The sequence below is a fragment of the Enterobacter cloacae complex sp. P12RS genome (assembly GCF_014895875.1).
GTDB classification, from domain to species: domain Bacteria; phylum Pseudomonadota; class Gammaproteobacteria; order Enterobacterales; family Enterobacteriaceae; genus Enterobacter; species Enterobacter bugandensis.
Genome location: NZ_JADBQO010000042.1, coordinates 24,474 through 40,592, shown reverse-complemented (window position 1 = coordinate 40,592; position 16,119 = coordinate 24,474). Strand labels below are relative to the sequence as shown.

Genomic DNA, 16,119 nt, shown 5'->3' with positions numbered 1-16,119 from the left:
ATTTAGCCTGATTCAGTAAGGTGTAATCGCCGAGAGTGATATTTCTGCATTGTTATTGAACGCTATCCTTTTATTAAAATTAAATATTAATTTAAAACGGGAATTGTTCTTTAGGTCAATGTAAGAGTGATTTTCAATATGCCATGTTTAATTACAAATTGAAATGAAATTAGAGTGGATATAACTCCCTCCTCCATAAGAGGAGGGATTAAATCATACTTCTTCTACTCTTACCCGCAGCGCTGCCAGCGCCTTGCGCGCCGCCTTCAGCACCTGCTCACACTGCTCTATGGTCAGCGTCAGCGGTGGCTCAATGCGGATGGTTTTCGAGTTGTTGAGCGTGCCGGCTACCAGCACCCGCTGGCGGAACATCTCGCTCGCGAAGTTGTAGCCGATTTCATTGTCGACAAACTCGATTGCCATCAGCATCCCTTTGCCGCGCGCCTCCTGCACCAGATCCGGGTACTCACGCCCCAGCTGGCGGAAGCCATCCAGCAGCATGTCGCCTTTCTGCTCCGCCTGCGCTGGCAGGTTTTGCTCCAGCAGCACGTTGATGGTGGCCAGCGCCGCCGCACAGGCCAGCGGGTTACCGCCAAAGGTGGTGGTGTGCAGGAACGGATTGTCGAACAGCACCGAGAACACCTCCTCGGTGGCAACCGTCGCACCAATCGGCATCACGCCGCCGCCGAGCGCCTTCGCAAGACACAGTATGTCCGGCTGAACGTTCTCGTGCTCGCAGGCAAACATCCTGCCGGTGCGCCCCATCCCGGTCTGCACTTCGTCGAGGATCAGCAGCGCGCCAAACTCATCGCACAGCTGACGCACGGCTGGCAGGTAGCCCTGTGGAGGCAAAATCACGCCGCCTTCACCCTGAATCGGCTCGAGAATCACCGCCGCCACGTCATCGCCGGTTTTACGGCATTCGCTTAGCACGGTGCGCATGGCGTTAATGTCGCCGAACGGCACGTGGCGGAAGCCCGGCAGCAGCGGCATAAACGGTTTGCGGAAGGTGGATTTGGCGGTCGCAGACAGTGCCCCCAGGGATTTCCCGTGGAACGCGCCGCTGGTGGCGATAAAGGTGAATTTCCCGCGTGGCGACTGGTACGCCTTGGCGAGCTTGATCGCCGCCTCGACCGACTCGGTGCCGCTGTTGCTGAAGAAGCTGTATTTCAGCTTGCCGGGCGTTAAGGCCGCCAGCGTTTTCGCGAGCATGGCGCGAAGCGGGTCGAGCAGTTCCTGACTATGGAGAGGTTGTTTCGCAAGTTGATTCTGTACGGCGGAAACCACTACTGGATTACGGTGCCCCACGTTAAAGATACCGAAACCACCCAGGCAATCTATAAACTCCTGTCCCTGGGTGTCGACAAGCGTGTTGAGACTTCCCGCTTGCCACTCTACGGCTCCGTAATCCCCGCCGGCGGTAACAGATTTGCGATACTCCAGAAAACCAGGATTCACATGCTCTTTAAAGTAATCAATGACCTCTCGGTTAAGTTGTTTCATCTCCTCATGATCGAGCGTTCGCTTCTCAATGAGATTCAGTGCGTGCGCGGTACAGGCAAGAGCCGAGGCGCTGGAAGGTAACCTGTTCAAAATATGCTCCCGGGGATCGCGTATCACATGATACTGAGTTAAGTATTGCAGGGATTACGCCACTTCAGATGACTTAACGAAAATCGGGATAAACGCCAGGTTAAAATTATGTTGCGCAATATTTAATCATGCCGGAGCAATCGAAACGGGATTTAGGGGGACAGGGCAACCCGCATTCTCAGGTGCACAAAAAGGCAATTGCACTAAAGGAGTGCATGGCTTGCGGCTCAAGTGGGCGTTAACAGGTCATGCTTTATAGGTAATTTCTTTGCGAAAGTATTTGGAATCAATGAATTATAAAATCTCACAAAAAGTGCGGTTTAAGTGAAATCTGCGATCTCCATCAAGTTTAACAACTAAAGATAAATTGTTTACCGCCGAAAAAACAATAAACCACAAAATTAACATTCGAATAACCTGCAAGGAATGCCCGTCATGTCTTCTCCTTCCTGTGTCACCCAGAATAATTATCCTCTGGACGATGACACCACCTTAATGTCGACCACCGACGTCCACAGCTATATGACCCATGCAAACGACACCTTTGTGCAGGTGAGCGGCTATCAGCTTGATGAGCTGATGGGCCAGCCGCACAATCTGGTGCGCCATCCCGACATGCCAAAAGCGGCGTTTGCCGATATGTGGTACACCCTGCAGCAGGGTGAGCCGTGGAGTGGCATTGTCAAAAACCGACGTAAAAATGGCGATCATTACTGGGTGCGCGCGAATGCGGTACCGATGGTGCGGAATGGGCAGGTGACGGGGTATATGTCGATCCGCACCAAAGCCACGGAGGAAGAGATCGCTGCCGTAGAGCCGCTCTACCGGGCGCTGAATAACGAGAGCTGTAAAAAACGCATCCAAAAAGGACTGGTGGTGCGTAAGGGCTGGTTGGGTAAACTTCCTTCCATGCCGCTACGCTGGCGCGTACGCAGCGTGATGGCGGCGCTCTTTGCCGCGCTTGCCGCTACCCTGATGACCACCTCCGCAGGCTGGGTGCCGCTCGCAGCGGCCGCCGTGATAACGCTACTGGGAACGCTGCTGTTTGAGCAACAGATTGTCCGCCCGATCGAAAACGTCGCGCATCAGGCGCTGAAGGTGGCGACCGGCGAGCGCAACAGCGTGCAGCATCTGAACCGCAGCGACGAGCTGGGGTTAACCCTGCGCGCGGTAGGACAGTTGGGGCTGATGTGCCGCTGGCTCATCAATGACGTCTCAAGCCAGGTGATGAGCGTCCGTGACGGCAGCGACAGGCTGGCGCAGGGGAACGAAGCGCTGAACGATCGTACGCGTCAGACCGTGGCGAACGTGCAGCAGACCGTCGCAACGATGAACCAGATGGCCGCTTCCGTTCAGAGCAACTCAGAAACCGCCGCCGAAGTGGACAAACTCTCCGTCGCCGCGAGCAGCGCGGCGACGAAAGGCGGCAACGCGATGCAGACCGTGGTGAAAACGATGGATGACATCGCCGATAGCACGCAGCGCATCGGCTCGATTACCTCCCTGATTAACGACATCGCTTTCCAGACCAATATCCTGGCGCTGAATGCGGCCGTTGAAGCGGCAAGAGCCGGCGAGCAGGGGAAAGGCTTTGCCGTGGTCGCGGGGGAAGTTCGCCACCTTGCCAGCCGCAGCGCGAATGCGGCTAACGATATCCGCAAGCTGATTGATGCCAGCGCCAGCAGGGTACAGTCCGGCTCGGAGCAGGTGCACGCCGCAGGCCGCACGATGGATGACATTGTCGAGCAGGTGAAAAACGTCACGCAGCTCATCGCGCAGATCAGCCACTCGACGTCCGAACAGGCGACCGGGTTGTCAGAGCTAACCCGCGCGGTGGCGGAACTGGACAGCATTACGCAAAAAAATGCCGACCTGGTCGAGGAGAGCGCGCACATCTCTGCCATGGTGAAACACCGCGCCGGGCGTCTTAAGGATGCGGTGACGGTGCTCCATTGAGCCAGTAATGTTCCGGAAAAGTCGTTTATACCGTAAGGAATAAACGGCTTTTTAATTTGTGGTTGTGACTATTAATGTTTTTTATTGTTAATGAGATATTAAATAACTAAAGAAAGTGCCTCAGTTATTTATCCCTGCCTAAGTCAGTTTTCCCCGATGCTATTTTGCAAAACCCTGTTCTGGTGGTCTGGTAACGATCGATGGGGCGGAATTAATAGCCTCTACCTATCCATTGTGATGGTTATGAAATAAAAAAACGATCAAAGTCATAAAGTTAGCGGATTCGTTACCGATAACAGCGATCGTCTGAGAAATAATCACATCGATGGAGAAAATATGTTCTTACATGACGTAAAGATCGGCACGAAATTATTTCTGGCGTTTGGATTCTTTATTGTCCTGATGGTGATCAGCGCCAGTATGTCCTTACTGAGCCTGAACCGGGCTAACAACGGGATGCAATCCATCATTACCCATGATTATCCCACCACGGTAAAAGCGAACCAGTTAATCGACAACTTCCAGGAATTTATTAGCACTCAGCAGCTCATGCTGCTGGATGAACAGGGAACGTACACGGCACAGTCGCAGCAGCATCTTAAAGAGATCAGCGAGCATATCACGGTGATTTTGGGCGAGCTGAATACGGTGTTGCAGGACCCGAAATCGCAGCAGGTCCTTGCCGAGATCCGCGACGTTCGTCAGCAGTATCTGGACTCGCGCTATCGCATTTTGCAGGCGGTGCAGAATAATGACCGTGCGGGTGCTATCCAGGAGATGATGACCCATACCCTCACCGTGCAGCAGGCCTATAAAGCTAAAGTGCAGGAGCTGATTGCGATTCAGAACCATGAGATGCAGAGCGCGGGGGCGCAGGTGGAAGGAGACTTCAGGTCTAGCCGACTGCTGCTGATCCTGATCACCCTCTTTAGCGTCGCCGCTGGCAGCCTGATTGGCTGGTTTATCGTGCGCGCTATTACCCGCCCACTCGGCGAGGCGGTGAATTTTGCCAATGCCATTTCAGAGGGCGACCTGACGGGCAGCATCACGCCGCACGGCAAAGACGAAACGGGCCTATTGCTGCACGCGCTGATGGAGATGAAAAACCGCCTGCTGGATATTGTGCAGCAGGTGCAAACGGGCTCGGAGAATATCTCCAGCGCAGCCGCGCAGATTGTCGCTGGTAACCAGGACCTTGCTGCGCGCACCGAGGAGCAGGCAAGTTCCGTTGAGCAGACCGCCGCCTCGATGGAGCAGATCACCGCGACGGTGAAAAACACCGCCTCGCACACCGGGGAAGCGACTAATCTCTCGGCAGATGCCGCCACGGTGGTCAAAAACAACGGGGAGATGATGAAGCAGGTGACCAGCAAAATGCGCCTGATTAACGAGACGTCGAACCGGATGTCCGACATTATCGACCTGATCGACGCTATTGCGTTCCAGACCAACATTCTGGCGCTGAACGCGGCGGTGGAAGCGGCGCGTGCGGGCGAGCACGGCCGCGGCTTCGCGGTGGTTGCCGGTGAGGTTCGCCAGCTTGCCCAGAAGAGCGCGTCGTCTGCCAGTGAAATTCGCGAGCTGATCGAGAGCTCCACTAGCCAGACCCAGGACGGGATGAATCTGGTGGAAAAAGCGAGCGCGTTGATCAACGGCATGGTCGGCAACGTGGAGGAGATGGACACGATCCTGCGCGAGATCCGCCAGGCCAGCCACGAGCAGACGGAGGGGATCTCGCAGATCAACAGCGCGATTGGCCTGATTGATGCCACCACCCAGCAGAACTCTGCGCTGGTGGAGGAGTCCGTCGCGGCGGCGGCATCCCTTAACGAGCAGGCGATGCACCTGAAAGAGCTGGTACGCGTATTCCGAGTGAGCGAGCACGCGCCGGCTTAATCCAGCTGGGAGATCTCCAGCGCCGCGCGGTCGATTATGCCGATAATCTGCTTGAGCTGCGCGTCGCTGAGCTCTCCCTGATTTACCTTCAGGTCTAACACCGCTTTAAAGTTATCCAGCGCCCGCTTCATCTGCGGGTTTTTGCGCAGCTCAAAGCCGACGCTACGCGCCTTAATACGCACCTGGATCTGTTCCAGCTGTTCCCGGTTTTCGTCCAGCCAGCGTTGTCCTTCAGCGGTAATCGCAATCTTCTTACGACCGCTCTCTTCTTCCGTAATGGTGATAAAGGTTTGATCCTGCAGATAATCCAGCGTCGGGTAGATCACACCGGGGCTCGGCGTGTAGTTCCCCTGGGTCAGGTTCTCGATCTCTTTGATCAGCTCATAGCCGTGGCTGGCGCTGCGGGTCAGGATATCCAGAATCACCAGTCGCAGGTCGCCGTGGCCGAAAAAGCGCGGTCGGCGTCCACCGCCGTCGTGTTCATGTCGCATGTTATGTCTCTTAATTTGATATATCTAAACTATATCTAAGATATATTCAGATGCAATCTAAAAAATCTTGCTTTTTTACTGATTAGTAATCATTATCATTTAAAATTCAATTCCGATATATCGTATTCACCAGAGAAGAGGCTAAAAATGGCATCTACCCGTTACCCACAGCGCGTGCGTAATGACCTGCGCTTTCGCGAGCTGACGGTGCGCCGCGTTGAGCGCATTAGCGCAGGCTTTCAGCGCATTGTTTTAGGCGGCGAGGCGCTGGAGGGCTTTAGCTCCCGCGGCTTCGACGACCACACCAAAGTCTTTTTCCCTGCACCTGGCACCACGTTTGTCCCGCCGAAGGTCACCGATGAAGGCATCGACTGGGGCGACGGCGTACGTCCACAGGCGCGCGACTATACGCCGCTGTACGATGAGGCAAATCATGAGCTGGCGCTCGATTTCTTCATTCATGACGGCGGGATTGCCAGCGGCTGGGCAGTCGAGGCGAAGGTGGGCGACAGGTTGACGATCGGCGGCCCGCGCGGTTCGCTGGTAGTGCCGGAGGATTACGCCTGGCAGCTGTACGTGTGCGACGAGTCCGGCATGCCGGCGCTGCGTCGACGTTTAGAGAGCATTGCTAAACTGCCGGTTTGTCCGGAGATTCACGCGGTGGTGACCGTAGGTGATGAATCTTATAAGGACTATCTGGCGCACCTGAGTGATTTCAACATCACCTGGGTGGTGGGCCACAGCGAGCAGGCGGTGGCTGACCGTCTGGCGGCGCTGGCCGTGCCGGCGGAGGATTACTTTATCTGGCTGACCGGAGAAGGGAAGGTGGTAAAAAGCCTGAGCCGCCAGTTTGAAACCAACGCGATTGACCAGCATCTGGTGCGTGCCAGCGCATACTGGCACGCTAAATAATCAGGCTGCCGAATCCATCTGCGCTTCGTTAACCTGATGTTCGAGCGAGGCGCATACCTCTTTTAGCGCTTTCTCCTGCTGAGCAAAGTACGCTTCCATATTGCTCAGCGACGAGACCAGCAGCCATGACTCCTCTTTTTCCAGCTCCGCCAGCTCGTTCACTAAGGTGTCGATTTGCTCGCGGACCTGCGCCATTTTTTTGCGGATACGCTCCAGATCGTTCAGCCTGTCGCTCGCCATCAATGGCTCGAACCCCTGCTGCAGGCGGGCCACCAGCGAGCGAATGGTTTTGACGTCGCCGCGCTGTTTGGCCTGGTTGAGCTGCACCATCATCGCGTTGGCTTCCTCTTTCAGATCGTCTGCGACTAAATCCGGATGGCAGAGCTTGCTCGCCTGCCGCCAGAGGCGCTTGAGTTCGTTCTGATCTTCTTCCGAGAGATGTTTGCCCTTGCGCAGCCGCACTTCGGCATCGTGATGCTGTTCGCGATACTTCTCGTACTCTTCGTTGGCCTCGTCGCGCGCCTGACGCGCGGGCTCTTCTTCGCGCGTTAAGCCGCTTTCCAGTTCGAGCGCTTCGGCCAGCAGGTTGGTAATCAGATTGCTTTGCTGCTCCAGATGCTTACGCGCCTGAGTGGCCTGGACGGAGTCAGCCGGGAGATCGCGCCAGCGCTGGGTAAGCGTCGCCAGCACCTCCACCGCCTGCGCCATATAGCGCTGACAGCGGCGGTAATCCTCCTCGCGACGACGTGCCTCCGCCTGCTGACGACGCAGGTTCAGCTCCGCCAGCGTTTTACGCAGGGCGAGGATCTGCTGCATCAGCGGTCCGAGGCGGGAGAAATAGAGATCGTTGAACTCATCAAGCTGCTGCACGCGCGCGTTGCGGCGGTCAATCAGATCGCGCAGACGCTCTTCCAGCGCCTTCAGCTCCAGCTTGCTGGCGGCTACCTGTGGGTCACGCCACTGGGTCACGGCGCGTTGGCCCTGCAGCCAGGCGGTTATGGCCGCCATGGCCGAGGTATAGTTCTTTTCCTCAAGCGCCACGACGATTGCCTGTAGCTCATCGTCAAACGCTTCATTTTTCAGGCGTGTCAGCTGGCTCTGGATGATGTCGTCATCTTCCAGTTCAATGGCATTTTTAATGATTTCTAGCCGTTTGATCGGTGTGCTCATGATGCCTTTCGCTTTGGCGCTTAAGTATTTGAGTTAAGGGTAGTTGTTGTAAAAGCTACAGGAAATAATACACACGGATGATGATCGGCGCGATGGGGGATTTCTTTAGATTTTACAGAGTGTGAAGATGAGCGCTTAACAAAAGAATAAGAGTGCTGCTTTTTGAGGTTAAACTTAATTCATTGAAATATATAGAAATAATATCTAAATAAAGACAGGTCACTGCGCAAAATACGGAAGAAAGGTATTACGATTCGATAAAAAATCTGCAGATTGGACGGTGAGCCAAAGAAATGAACACCCTTTCCCGTCCGGGGGGGCAGTGTGGGGGTAAAGATAAGGAGCACTCAGGCAGCTGGCAGGACAATCCTGGCCGTGAATACGGCTCGATAACGTAAAATTATCTGACTTACGCGTCAGGTGTAGGCGTAAACTACACGGCAGTTGAGCATCTGTATATCAATTGAAGGCACATATTGTTTCTAACGAATTTACGCTGGACATACGTACGTGTTTTAACCCGGTGAGATTGTCGCTGCTTTAAGATAGAGCCAACACCCTTGGAGTACAGGGTTGGCTTTTTTGTTGCGCGCGCGTGGGCTGTTGATTTTCCGGAACCCATCAGAACCAACGATTATGTTTTACATAAAAATAGGAAACGATGATGATCCATGCAAAGGTAAGTATACCAAAATAGTCAGGCAGGAAACGCGCGAAGAGATAAGCGCCAGCAACAATGAGTGCTATAGGGATGTAATAAATATAGGACTGCAGAAACCATAAGATTGCTCGTTTCATCTTTTTAATAACTCATGTCAATAATTGATCATCATTGTCATAAGGGGCAAGGAAGAAAATGAAAAAAAGCGGTAGAGTGGCAATTTATGTTCTGGTGGTGATTATTTTCTTTCTATCTATTCCAGAGGTCGTCGTTCGAGTACTCACTCCGGAGCAGTTTGCTCGATTGAGTGATTTTACAAGCTTTGGAGGCTTGTTCAGTCATATCCTTTCTTTATTGATTTTCCTGGGCTTAGCGTCAATTCTGCTGGGCGTACTTGCCATTTTTGTTACGAAAAAAATCTACCGGCATTTCGCTCGATACAAAAGCTAATCATGAAAACTGATCCACAAGGTGGTCGTCGAGGCGAAGTTAAGCCTGTTCTGCTCTGCGTCATACAGTGGGGTCTGGATTGAAATCGGGTTCAGTTAAGAAGCAGGGTAACGATAAAGGTTCGCTATCAGTAACATAGAAAAAAAAGCCACTCGCTGGAGTGGCTTAATTATATGATTATAAAGCTAAAATTTGGTGGCCCCTGCTGGACTTGAACCAGCGACCAAGCGATTATGAGTCGCCTGCTCTAACCACTGAGCTAAGGGGCCGTGGCGGTGAATTATAAAGTAACTCCCCGCAGCAATCCAGCCATTCACACCTGCCTGCTGTTTTTATAAACAACGCATTATCAATCCTTTATACTTCCATTACGACGTATCAGCGGGAGTAAAGATGATCAACGACATTCTGGCCCCTGGCCTGCGGGTGGTGTTTTGCGGAATCAACCCGGGAAAGTCCTCGGCGCACACCGGCTTTCACTTCGCCCATCCGGGCAATCGCTTCTGGAAAGTGATCTACCAGGCCGGGTTTACCGACAGGTTACTCAAGCCGGAAGAGGAGCAGCACCTTCTGGACACGCGCTGCGGAATTACCATGCTGGTCGAGCGGCCGACGGTACAGGCAAGCGAGGTCAACCTGCATGAACTGCGCAGCGGCGGGCGGGAACTGGTGAAGAAGATTGAAGACTATCAGCCCGCCGCGCTGGCGATCCTCGGAAAGCAGGCCTACGAGCAGGCGTTCAGCCAGCGCGGGGCTAAGTGGGGCAAGCAGAGCATCATGATTGGCGTTACACAGGTGTGGGTGTTGCCGAATCCTAGCGGGCTCAACAGAGCGACGCTGGATAAGCTGGTGGAGGCCTACAGGGAGTTGGATGAGGCGCTGATGGTGCGGGGGCTTTAGCTCCTTTGCGGCCTGATGCCCTCACCCTGGCCCTCTCCCACGGGGAGAGGGAATAAACAAAAAAAAGCTCCCGATTGGGAGCTTTTTGCTGTTTACCAGGATTAGTCGTCCAGGAAGCTACGCAGCACTTCAGAGCGGCTTGGATGACGCAGCTTACGCAGCGCCTTCGCTTCGATCTGACGGATACGTTCGCGGGTCACGTCGAACTGTTTACCCACTTCTTCCAGCGTGTGGTCGGTATTCATGTCGATACCGAAACGCATACGCAGCACTTTTGCTTCACGGGCGGTCAGGCCAGCCAGAACGTCGTGCGTGGCGGCACGCAGGCTCTCGGTAGTAGCCGAGTCCAGCGGCAGCTCGAGGGTGGTATCCTCGATGAAATCCCCCAGATGCGAATCTTCATCGTCACCGATCGGTGTTTCCATGGAGATTGGCTCTTTGGCAATCTTCAGCACTTTACGGATCTTGTCTTCCGGCATCAGCATGCGCTCGGCCAGCTCTTCAGGCGTCGGCTCACGGCCCATCTCCTGCAGCATCTGGCGGGAGATACGGTTGAGCTTGTTGATGGTCTCAATCATATGAACCGGAATACGGATGGTGCGAGCCTGGTCCGCGATAGAGCGGGTGATCGCCTGACGGATCCACCATGTCGCGTAAGTAGAGAACTTGTAACCACGACGGTATTCAAACTTATCTACCGCTTTCATCAGACCGATGTTGCCTTCCTGAATCAGATCCAGGAACTGCAGACCGCGGTTGGTGTATTTCTTAGCGATAGAGATAACCAGACGCAAGTTCGCCTCAACCATCTCTTTCTTCGCACGGCGCGCTTTCGCTTCACCGATGGACATACGACGGTTGATGTCTTTGACCTGCTCGATGGTCAGGCCGGTCTCTTCTTCAATTTGCTGCAGCTTCTGCAGACCGCGATAGACATCGTCCTTCACATCGTGCAGTTTTTCAGACCACGGCTTGTTCATCGCGATAGCCGCGTTGAACCAGGTTTCGCTGGTTTCGTTGCCGGTGAAGAGGGTGATGAAGTTCTTCTTCGGCATTTTGCACTGCTCAACGCACAGCTTCATGATGATGCGTTCCTGGGTGCGTACGCGATCCATCATCACGCGCATGCTGTTTACCAGGTAGTCGAACTGTTTTGGCACCAGGCGGAACTGTTTGAATACTTCAGACAGCTTCAGGATCTCTTCCTGAGCGGCGGCATGGCTGCGGCCTTTCGCTTTGATGGTGTCACGCGTTACTTCGTACTGGGTACGCAGCTCGGCAAACTTCTCGCGCGCCAGTTCCGGGTCGATGCTGTTGTCATCGTCCGCGCTGTCGTCGTCTTCTTCCTCATCTTCATCTTCGTCGTCATCCATCTCTTCCTGAGACAGCTCTGAACCGACGTGAGTGGCGGTAGGCGCCATATCTTCTTCAGCGTTCGGGTCGACAAAACCGGTGATCAGGTCAGACAGGCGCGCTTCTTCCGCTTCAACGCGATCGTACTGCTCCAGCAGATAGGTAATCGCTTCCGGGTATTCGGCAACAGAGCACTGAACCTGGTTGATCCCGTCTTCGATGCGCTTTGCGATGTCAATTTCGCCTTCGCGGGTCAACAGTTCAACGGTACCCATTTCGCGCATGTACATGCGGACCGGGTCAGTGGTACGCCCGATTTCAGATTCCACGCTGGACAGGACCTGTGCAGCAGCTTCTTCCGCATCTTCGTCAGTGTTGTTGGAGGTTTCAGCCAGCAACAGATCATCGGCATCCGGTGCTTCTTCCATCACCTGAATGCCCATGTCATTGATCATTTGGATGATGTCTTCGATCTGGTCTGAATCGACGATATCTTCCGGCAGATGGTCATTGACCTCGGCATAGGTCAGATAGCCTTGCTCCTTACCGCGTTGGACAAGAAGTTTCAGCTGTGACTGCGGGTTTTGCTCCATAAGACGGTATCCACACTTAATTCGTTTGATTGGTGTCGGCGATGGTGCTGCCAACCTTTAAAGCGAGGGCGTACTTATATTTTTGCCGCTGCCTCTCAGTGCGGCTGCCGGGGGCTTCCCGATCGATATTCGGCACTTAAGCCGTTAAATTTTTTATTTCTTCGCCAGCTCCTGGTTAATCATCCAGAGCTCCCGGCGTTCTTCGCTGCTTAAGCCATGGGTGCGCTCGCGAGCTATCAACTCTTCCTGGCGCAACTCAAGCATCGAATCAAACATATGGTTGAGCGAGTCGGTGAACGTTTTTTCTGCAATTTCCTTATCTGCTATATCGTCCCACATCGACAGTTTTTCAAGGGTAGCGGCCTCTTTTGTGCCGCGATAATGCTCTAAAAGTTGTCCGGTGGTCAGACCTGGCTGAGACAAACAAGTGTTGACCAGTTCTGAAAATAAGCCAAGTCCGGGCAACTTTTCGTGGTTCAAACCCGCCAGCGACGGCACTTGCGGAGCAAGTTCGGGGTTTTGCACCAGTAACCCTATCAGTATACGCATGGTTGTGCGTTTTAGCTGAGGCGCGGGGCGAACCGTGCCGTTTTCAGCCTGTTTAGGCATTAAACGTTCAAGCTGGCTGTCATCCAGGATACCGAGCTTGTTGCCTAACTCCTGACGCAGGTAGATGCGCAGCGTTTCGCCGGGCACCTGGCTGATTAACGGCAGCGCCAGAGTACTGAGCTGCGCGCGCCCGTCAGGGGTACTCAAATCCACCTGCGGCATCAGGCTGTTAAACAGAAACGTGGAGAGCGGCTGTGCCTGCTCCATCCGCGCTTCGAATGCCGCTTTGCCCTCTTTACGCACCAGCGTATCCGGGTCTTCACCGTCGGGCAGGAACATAAAGCGTAGCTGACGTCCGTCGGTCATATACGGCAGCGCGGTTTCCAGCGCTCGCCAGGCGGCGTCGCGTCCGGCTCGGTCACCGTCGTAACAGCAGATGACGTTGTTGGTCACCCTGAACAGCAGTTGAATATGATCGGCAGTGGTGGACGTACCTAACGACGCAACCGCGTAGTTAATGTCGTACTGCGCCAGCGCAACGACGTCCATATAGCCTTCGACGACCAGCAGACGCGGAGGTTCCGCATTGTCCTGCTGCGCCTCATAAAGACCGTACAACTGGCGGCCCTTATGGAAAATATCGGTTTCCGGAGAGTTGAGGTATTTCGGCAGGGCATCACCCAGCACGCGACCACCAAAACCAATTACCCGGCCACGCTTGTCGCGGATCGGGAACATCACCCGTTCACGGAAGCGGTCGTAGCTTCGTCCCTGGTCGTTAGTGACCAGCATGCCTGCGTCGATGAGGGATTTACGATCTTCGCTATTGCCGCCAAAACGCTTTAACACGTTGTCCCAGCCGGGCGGGGCGTAACCAATAGCGAAACGCGCAATCACATCGTCGCTCAGTCCGCGCTTGTTCAGATACTGACGCGCAGGCTCAGCCGCAGAGTGCTTAAGAGACTGTTGGTAAAACGAATTCAGGCCATCCATCAGTTGATACAGAGTTTGCCGCTGATGGCGCTCGATCTGACTTGGCCCACTGCCTGCTTCATACGGCACTTCAAGATTATGCATCGCCGCCAGTTCTTCGACGGTTTCAACGAACTCGAGCTTGTCGTAGTTCATTAAAAAATCGACGGCATTACCGTGTGCGCCACAGCCGAAGCAATGGTAAAACTGCTTTTCACCGTTTACGGTGAAGGAGGGGGTTTTTTCGTTATGGAACGGACAGCACGCATGGTAGTTCTTGCCCTGCTTTTTCAGCTTTACCCGCGCGTCGATGAGATCGACGATGTCGGTTCTGGCGAGCAGGTCATTGATGAAAACGCGTGGGATTCTTCCGGCCATATGCCCCAAAAATTTAAGCGACTTATAAACGAAAACAAGCCGCGCATTCCTTCCGGAAGCACGGCCTTACGACTACTACTCTGTCTGTCAATTGAGGGCGTTGGCCCTCAACAGATTAGTACAGACGAGTACGGCGTGCGTTTTCGCGAGCCAGTTTCTTCGCGTGACGTTTCACAGCGGAAGCTTTAGCGCGCTTACGTTCGGTCGTTGGTTTTTCATAAAACTCACGACGACGAACTTCAGCCAGAACACCTGCTTTCTCGCATGAACGTTTGAAGCGACGCAGTGCTACGTCGAACGGCTCGTTTTCACGTACTTTAATTACCGGCATGTAACTCTCACCTTTAATAAATTCGGTTTGCCGCTGGCATCAACGCCAGCTTATTTCAAAATGGTGCGGAATTTTACTGCAAATGCTGCTGCTTTGTAAAGCACCGATGCGATTTTGAAAGGGACTTTAATAAGGGTGAGGAGTATACACGAGCCTTCTTCCTGGGGCGAACAAAGTTTTACATCAACCCGCCCAGGCTCTACACTGCGCGGTATTGAAACGAGGTAAAACAAGTCATGCGTGTACTGGGTATTGAAACATCCTGCGATGAAACCGGCATCGCCATTTACGACGACGAAAAAGGGCTTCTGGCCAACCAGCTGTATAGTCAGGTGAAATTGCACGCTGACTACGGCGGCGTCGTACCTGAACTGGCCTCTCGTGACCACGTGCGTAAAACGGTTCCCCTGATTCAGGCGGCGCTGAAAGAGGCCGGATTAAGCTCAACCGATATTGACGCCGTAGCCTATACCGCAGGGCCGGGTCTGGTCGGTGCGCTGCTGGTCGGCGCGACGGTAGGGCGTTCGCTGGCCTTCGCGTGGGACGTTCCCGCCATTCCGGTTCACCACATGGAAGGGCATCTTCTGGCACCGATGCTGGAAGACAATCCGCCTGAGTTCCCGTTCGTGGCGCTGCTGGTTTCCGGCGGGCATACCCAGCTGATTAGCGTAACGGGTATTGGCAAGTACGAGCTGCTGGGCGAGTCGATCGACGACGCCGCCGGCGAAGCGTTCGACAAAACCGCCAAGCTGCTGGGTCTGGATTACCCAGGCGGCCCGATGCTGTCAAAAATGGCGTCGCAGGGAACGGAAGGGCGCTTTGTTTTCCCGCGTCCGATGACCGACCGTCCGGGGCTGGATTTCAGCTTCTCCGGGCTGAAAACCTTCGCGGCGAATACTATCCGCAATAACGACAACGACGAGCAGACCCGCGCCGATATCGCCCGCGCGTTTGAAGACGCGGTGGTGGATACGCTGATGATCAAGTGCAAGCGTGCGCTGGATCAGACCGGGTTTAAGCGCCTGGTGATGGCGGGCGGCGTCAGCGCCAACCGCACGCTGCGTGCGAAGCTTGCGGAGATGATGCAAAAGCGTCGCGGGGAAGTGTTCTACGCGCGTCCGGAATTCTGTACCGATAACGGGGCGATGATCGCTTACGCCGGTATGGTGCGCCTGAATGCGGGGGCAACGTCCGACCTGAGCGTGTCCGTGCGTCCGCGCTGGCCGCTGGCGGAACTGCCTGAGGCGTAACCCCCTCACCCTAACCCTCTCCCCACAGGGAGAGGGAAATTTACGACTACACCCGCAGCATCCCTTTCTCTTCCAGAAACGCAATAATCGTCCCCAGACCATCACCCGCCTTCAGGTTGGTAAACGTCCACGGGCGCTCGCCGCGCATGCGGTTAGTATCACGCTCCATCACCTCCAGCGACGCCCCCACGTATGGCGCAAGATCGGTTTTGTTGATCACCAGAAAATCGGATTTGGTGATCCCCGGTCCGCCCTTGCGCGGGATTTTTTCCCCTTCGGCCACGTCGATCACGTAAATAGTCAGGTCCGCCAGCTCCGGGCTGAAGGTCGCGCTCAGGTTGTCGCCGCCGCTTTCAACGAAGATCAGATCCAGATTACCGAACTTCTCGCTGAGCGCTTCTACCGCCGCGAGGTTCATTGAGGCATCTTCGCGGATGGCGGTATGCGGGCAGCCTCCCGTCTCCACGCCCACGATGCGCTCCGGCTCAAGCGCGCCCGCCTCGGTGAGGATGCGCTGATCCTCTTTGGTGTAGATATCGTTAGTGACCACCGCCAGATGGTACGTGTCGCGCATCGCCTTGCAGAGCGCTTCCAGCAGCGCGGTTTTGCCCGATCCTACCGGACCGCCTACGCCCACGCGCAGGGGATGTTTGTAATCAGCCAT

General features: G+C 54.6%; 13 protein-coding genes and 1 tRNA gene. 6 read left to right on the top strand and 8 right to left on the bottom strand.

Going from position 1 to position 16,119, the window contains the following annotated elements:
• Window positions 1-213 precede the first annotated feature (213 nt).
• A complete protein-coding gene (gene ygjG, locus IM284_RS19900; RefSeq protein ID WP_048338836.1) occupies window positions 214-1,593 on the bottom strand; it encodes a putrescine aminotransferase in 1,380 nt (459 codons plus the stop codon).
• Window positions 1,594-2,028: 435 nt separating this feature from the next.
• On the opposite strand from ygjG, the gene IM284_RS19895 reads away from it, so the two are divergent.
• Both IM284_RS19895 and IM284_RS19890 read left to right on the top strand, forming a co-directional pair.
• Window positions 2,029-3,549 carry a PAS domain-containing methyl-accepting chemotaxis protein gene (locus IM284_RS19895; protein WP_047367096.1) on the top strand — a complete coding sequence of 507 codons (1,521 nt, stop codon included), beginning with the start codon at window positions 2,029-2,031 and terminating at the stop codon, window positions 3,547-3,549.
• A gap of 336 nt (window positions 3,550-3,885) precedes the next feature.
• A complete protein-coding gene (locus IM284_RS19890) occupies window positions 3,886-5,445 on the top strand; it encodes a methyl-accepting chemotaxis protein (RefSeq protein ID WP_028014479.1) in 1,560 nt (519 codons plus the stop codon).
• On the opposite strand, the gene IM284_RS19885 is transcribed toward IM284_RS19890, so the two are convergent.
• Window positions 5,442-5,936, bottom strand: a complete 495-nt coding sequence (locus IM284_RS19885) for a PadR family transcriptional regulator (protein WP_041908013.1) — start codon at window positions 5,934-5,936, stop codon at window positions 5,442-5,444. The genes IM284_RS19890 and IM284_RS19885 overlap by 4 nt on opposite strands.
• 147 nt (window positions 5,937-6,083) lie before the next feature.
• Here IM284_RS19885 and IM284_RS19880 point away from each other — a divergent pair, with 147 nt between their 5' ends.
• Complete coding sequence (locus tag IM284_RS19880) at window positions 6,084-6,848, top strand: siderophore-interacting protein (protein ID WP_047367097.1); 765 nt, start codon at window positions 6,084-6,086, stop codon at window positions 6,846-6,848.
• Here IM284_RS19880 and IM284_RS19875 read toward each other — a convergent pair whose 3' ends face one another.
• On the bottom strand, window positions 6,849-8,018 hold the full coding sequence (locus IM284_RS19875) for a DNA repair protein (protein WP_047367098.1): 1,170 nt from the start codon (window positions 8,016-8,018) through the stop codon (window positions 6,849-6,851). It lies immediately after the preceding gene.
• 856 nt (window positions 8,019-8,874) lie between these two features.
• Between IM284_RS19875 and IM284_RS19870 the strand changes: the two genes are divergently transcribed.
• A complete protein-coding gene (locus IM284_RS19870) occupies window positions 8,875-9,129 on the top strand; it encodes a hypothetical protein (RefSeq protein ID WP_047367099.1) in 255 nt (84 codons plus the stop codon).
• Window positions 9,130-9,322: 193 nt separating this feature from the next.
• Here IM284_RS19870 and IM284_RS19865 read toward each other — a convergent pair.
• Window positions 9,323-9,398: transfer RNA gene (locus tag IM284_RS19865), tRNA-Ile, on the bottom strand.
• Window positions 9,399-9,522: 124 nt separating this feature from the next.
• On the opposite strand from IM284_RS19865, the gene mug reads away from it, so the two are divergent.
• Entirely contained in the window at window positions 9,523-10,029 is a 507-nt protein-coding gene (gene mug / locus IM284_RS19860; protein WP_008503183.1) for a G/U mismatch-specific DNA glycosylase, read from the top strand.
• Between the two features lie 101 nt (window positions 10,030-10,130).
• Here the strand turns inward: mug and rpoD are convergent, their stop codons facing one another.
• The 3 genes from rpoD to rpsU all read right to left on the bottom strand — a co-directional run bounded on the left by rpoD (window position 10,131) and on the right by rpsU (window position 14,205).
• Window positions 10,131-11,975, bottom strand: a complete 1,845-nt coding sequence (gene rpoD / locus IM284_RS19855; protein ID WP_028014473.1) for an RNA polymerase sigma factor RpoD — start codon at window positions 11,973-11,975, stop codon at window positions 10,131-10,133.
• A gap of 153 nt (window positions 11,976-12,128) precedes the next feature.
• Complete coding sequence (dnaG, locus tag IM284_RS19850) at window positions 12,129-13,874, bottom strand: DNA primase (protein ID WP_028014472.1); 1,746 nt, start codon at window positions 13,872-13,874, stop codon at window positions 12,129-12,131.
• Between the two features lie 115 nt (window positions 13,875-13,989).
• Window positions 13,990-14,205 (bottom strand): 30S ribosomal protein S21, encoded by a 216-nt coding sequence (rpsU, locus tag IM284_RS19845; protein WP_001144069.1) that lies wholly within the window; start codon window positions 14,203-14,205, stop codon window positions 13,990-13,992.
• Between the two features lie 236 nt (window positions 14,206-14,441).
• On the opposite strand from rpsU, the gene tsaD reads away from it, so the two are divergent.
• The gene (tsaD, locus tag IM284_RS19840; RefSeq protein WP_041908060.1) at window positions 14,442-15,455 is read left to right on the top strand and encodes a tRNA (adenosine(37)-N6)-threonylcarbamoyltransferase complex transferase subunit TsaD; all 1,014 of its coding nucleotides are present in this window, start codon (window positions 14,442-14,444) and stop codon (window positions 15,453-15,455) included.
• Between the two features lie 46 nt (window positions 15,456-15,501).
• Here the strand turns inward: tsaD and ureG are convergent, their stop codons facing one another.
• Entirely contained in the window at window positions 15,502-16,119 is a 618-nt protein-coding gene (gene ureG, locus IM284_RS19835; protein WP_022651876.1) for an urease accessory protein UreG, read from the bottom strand.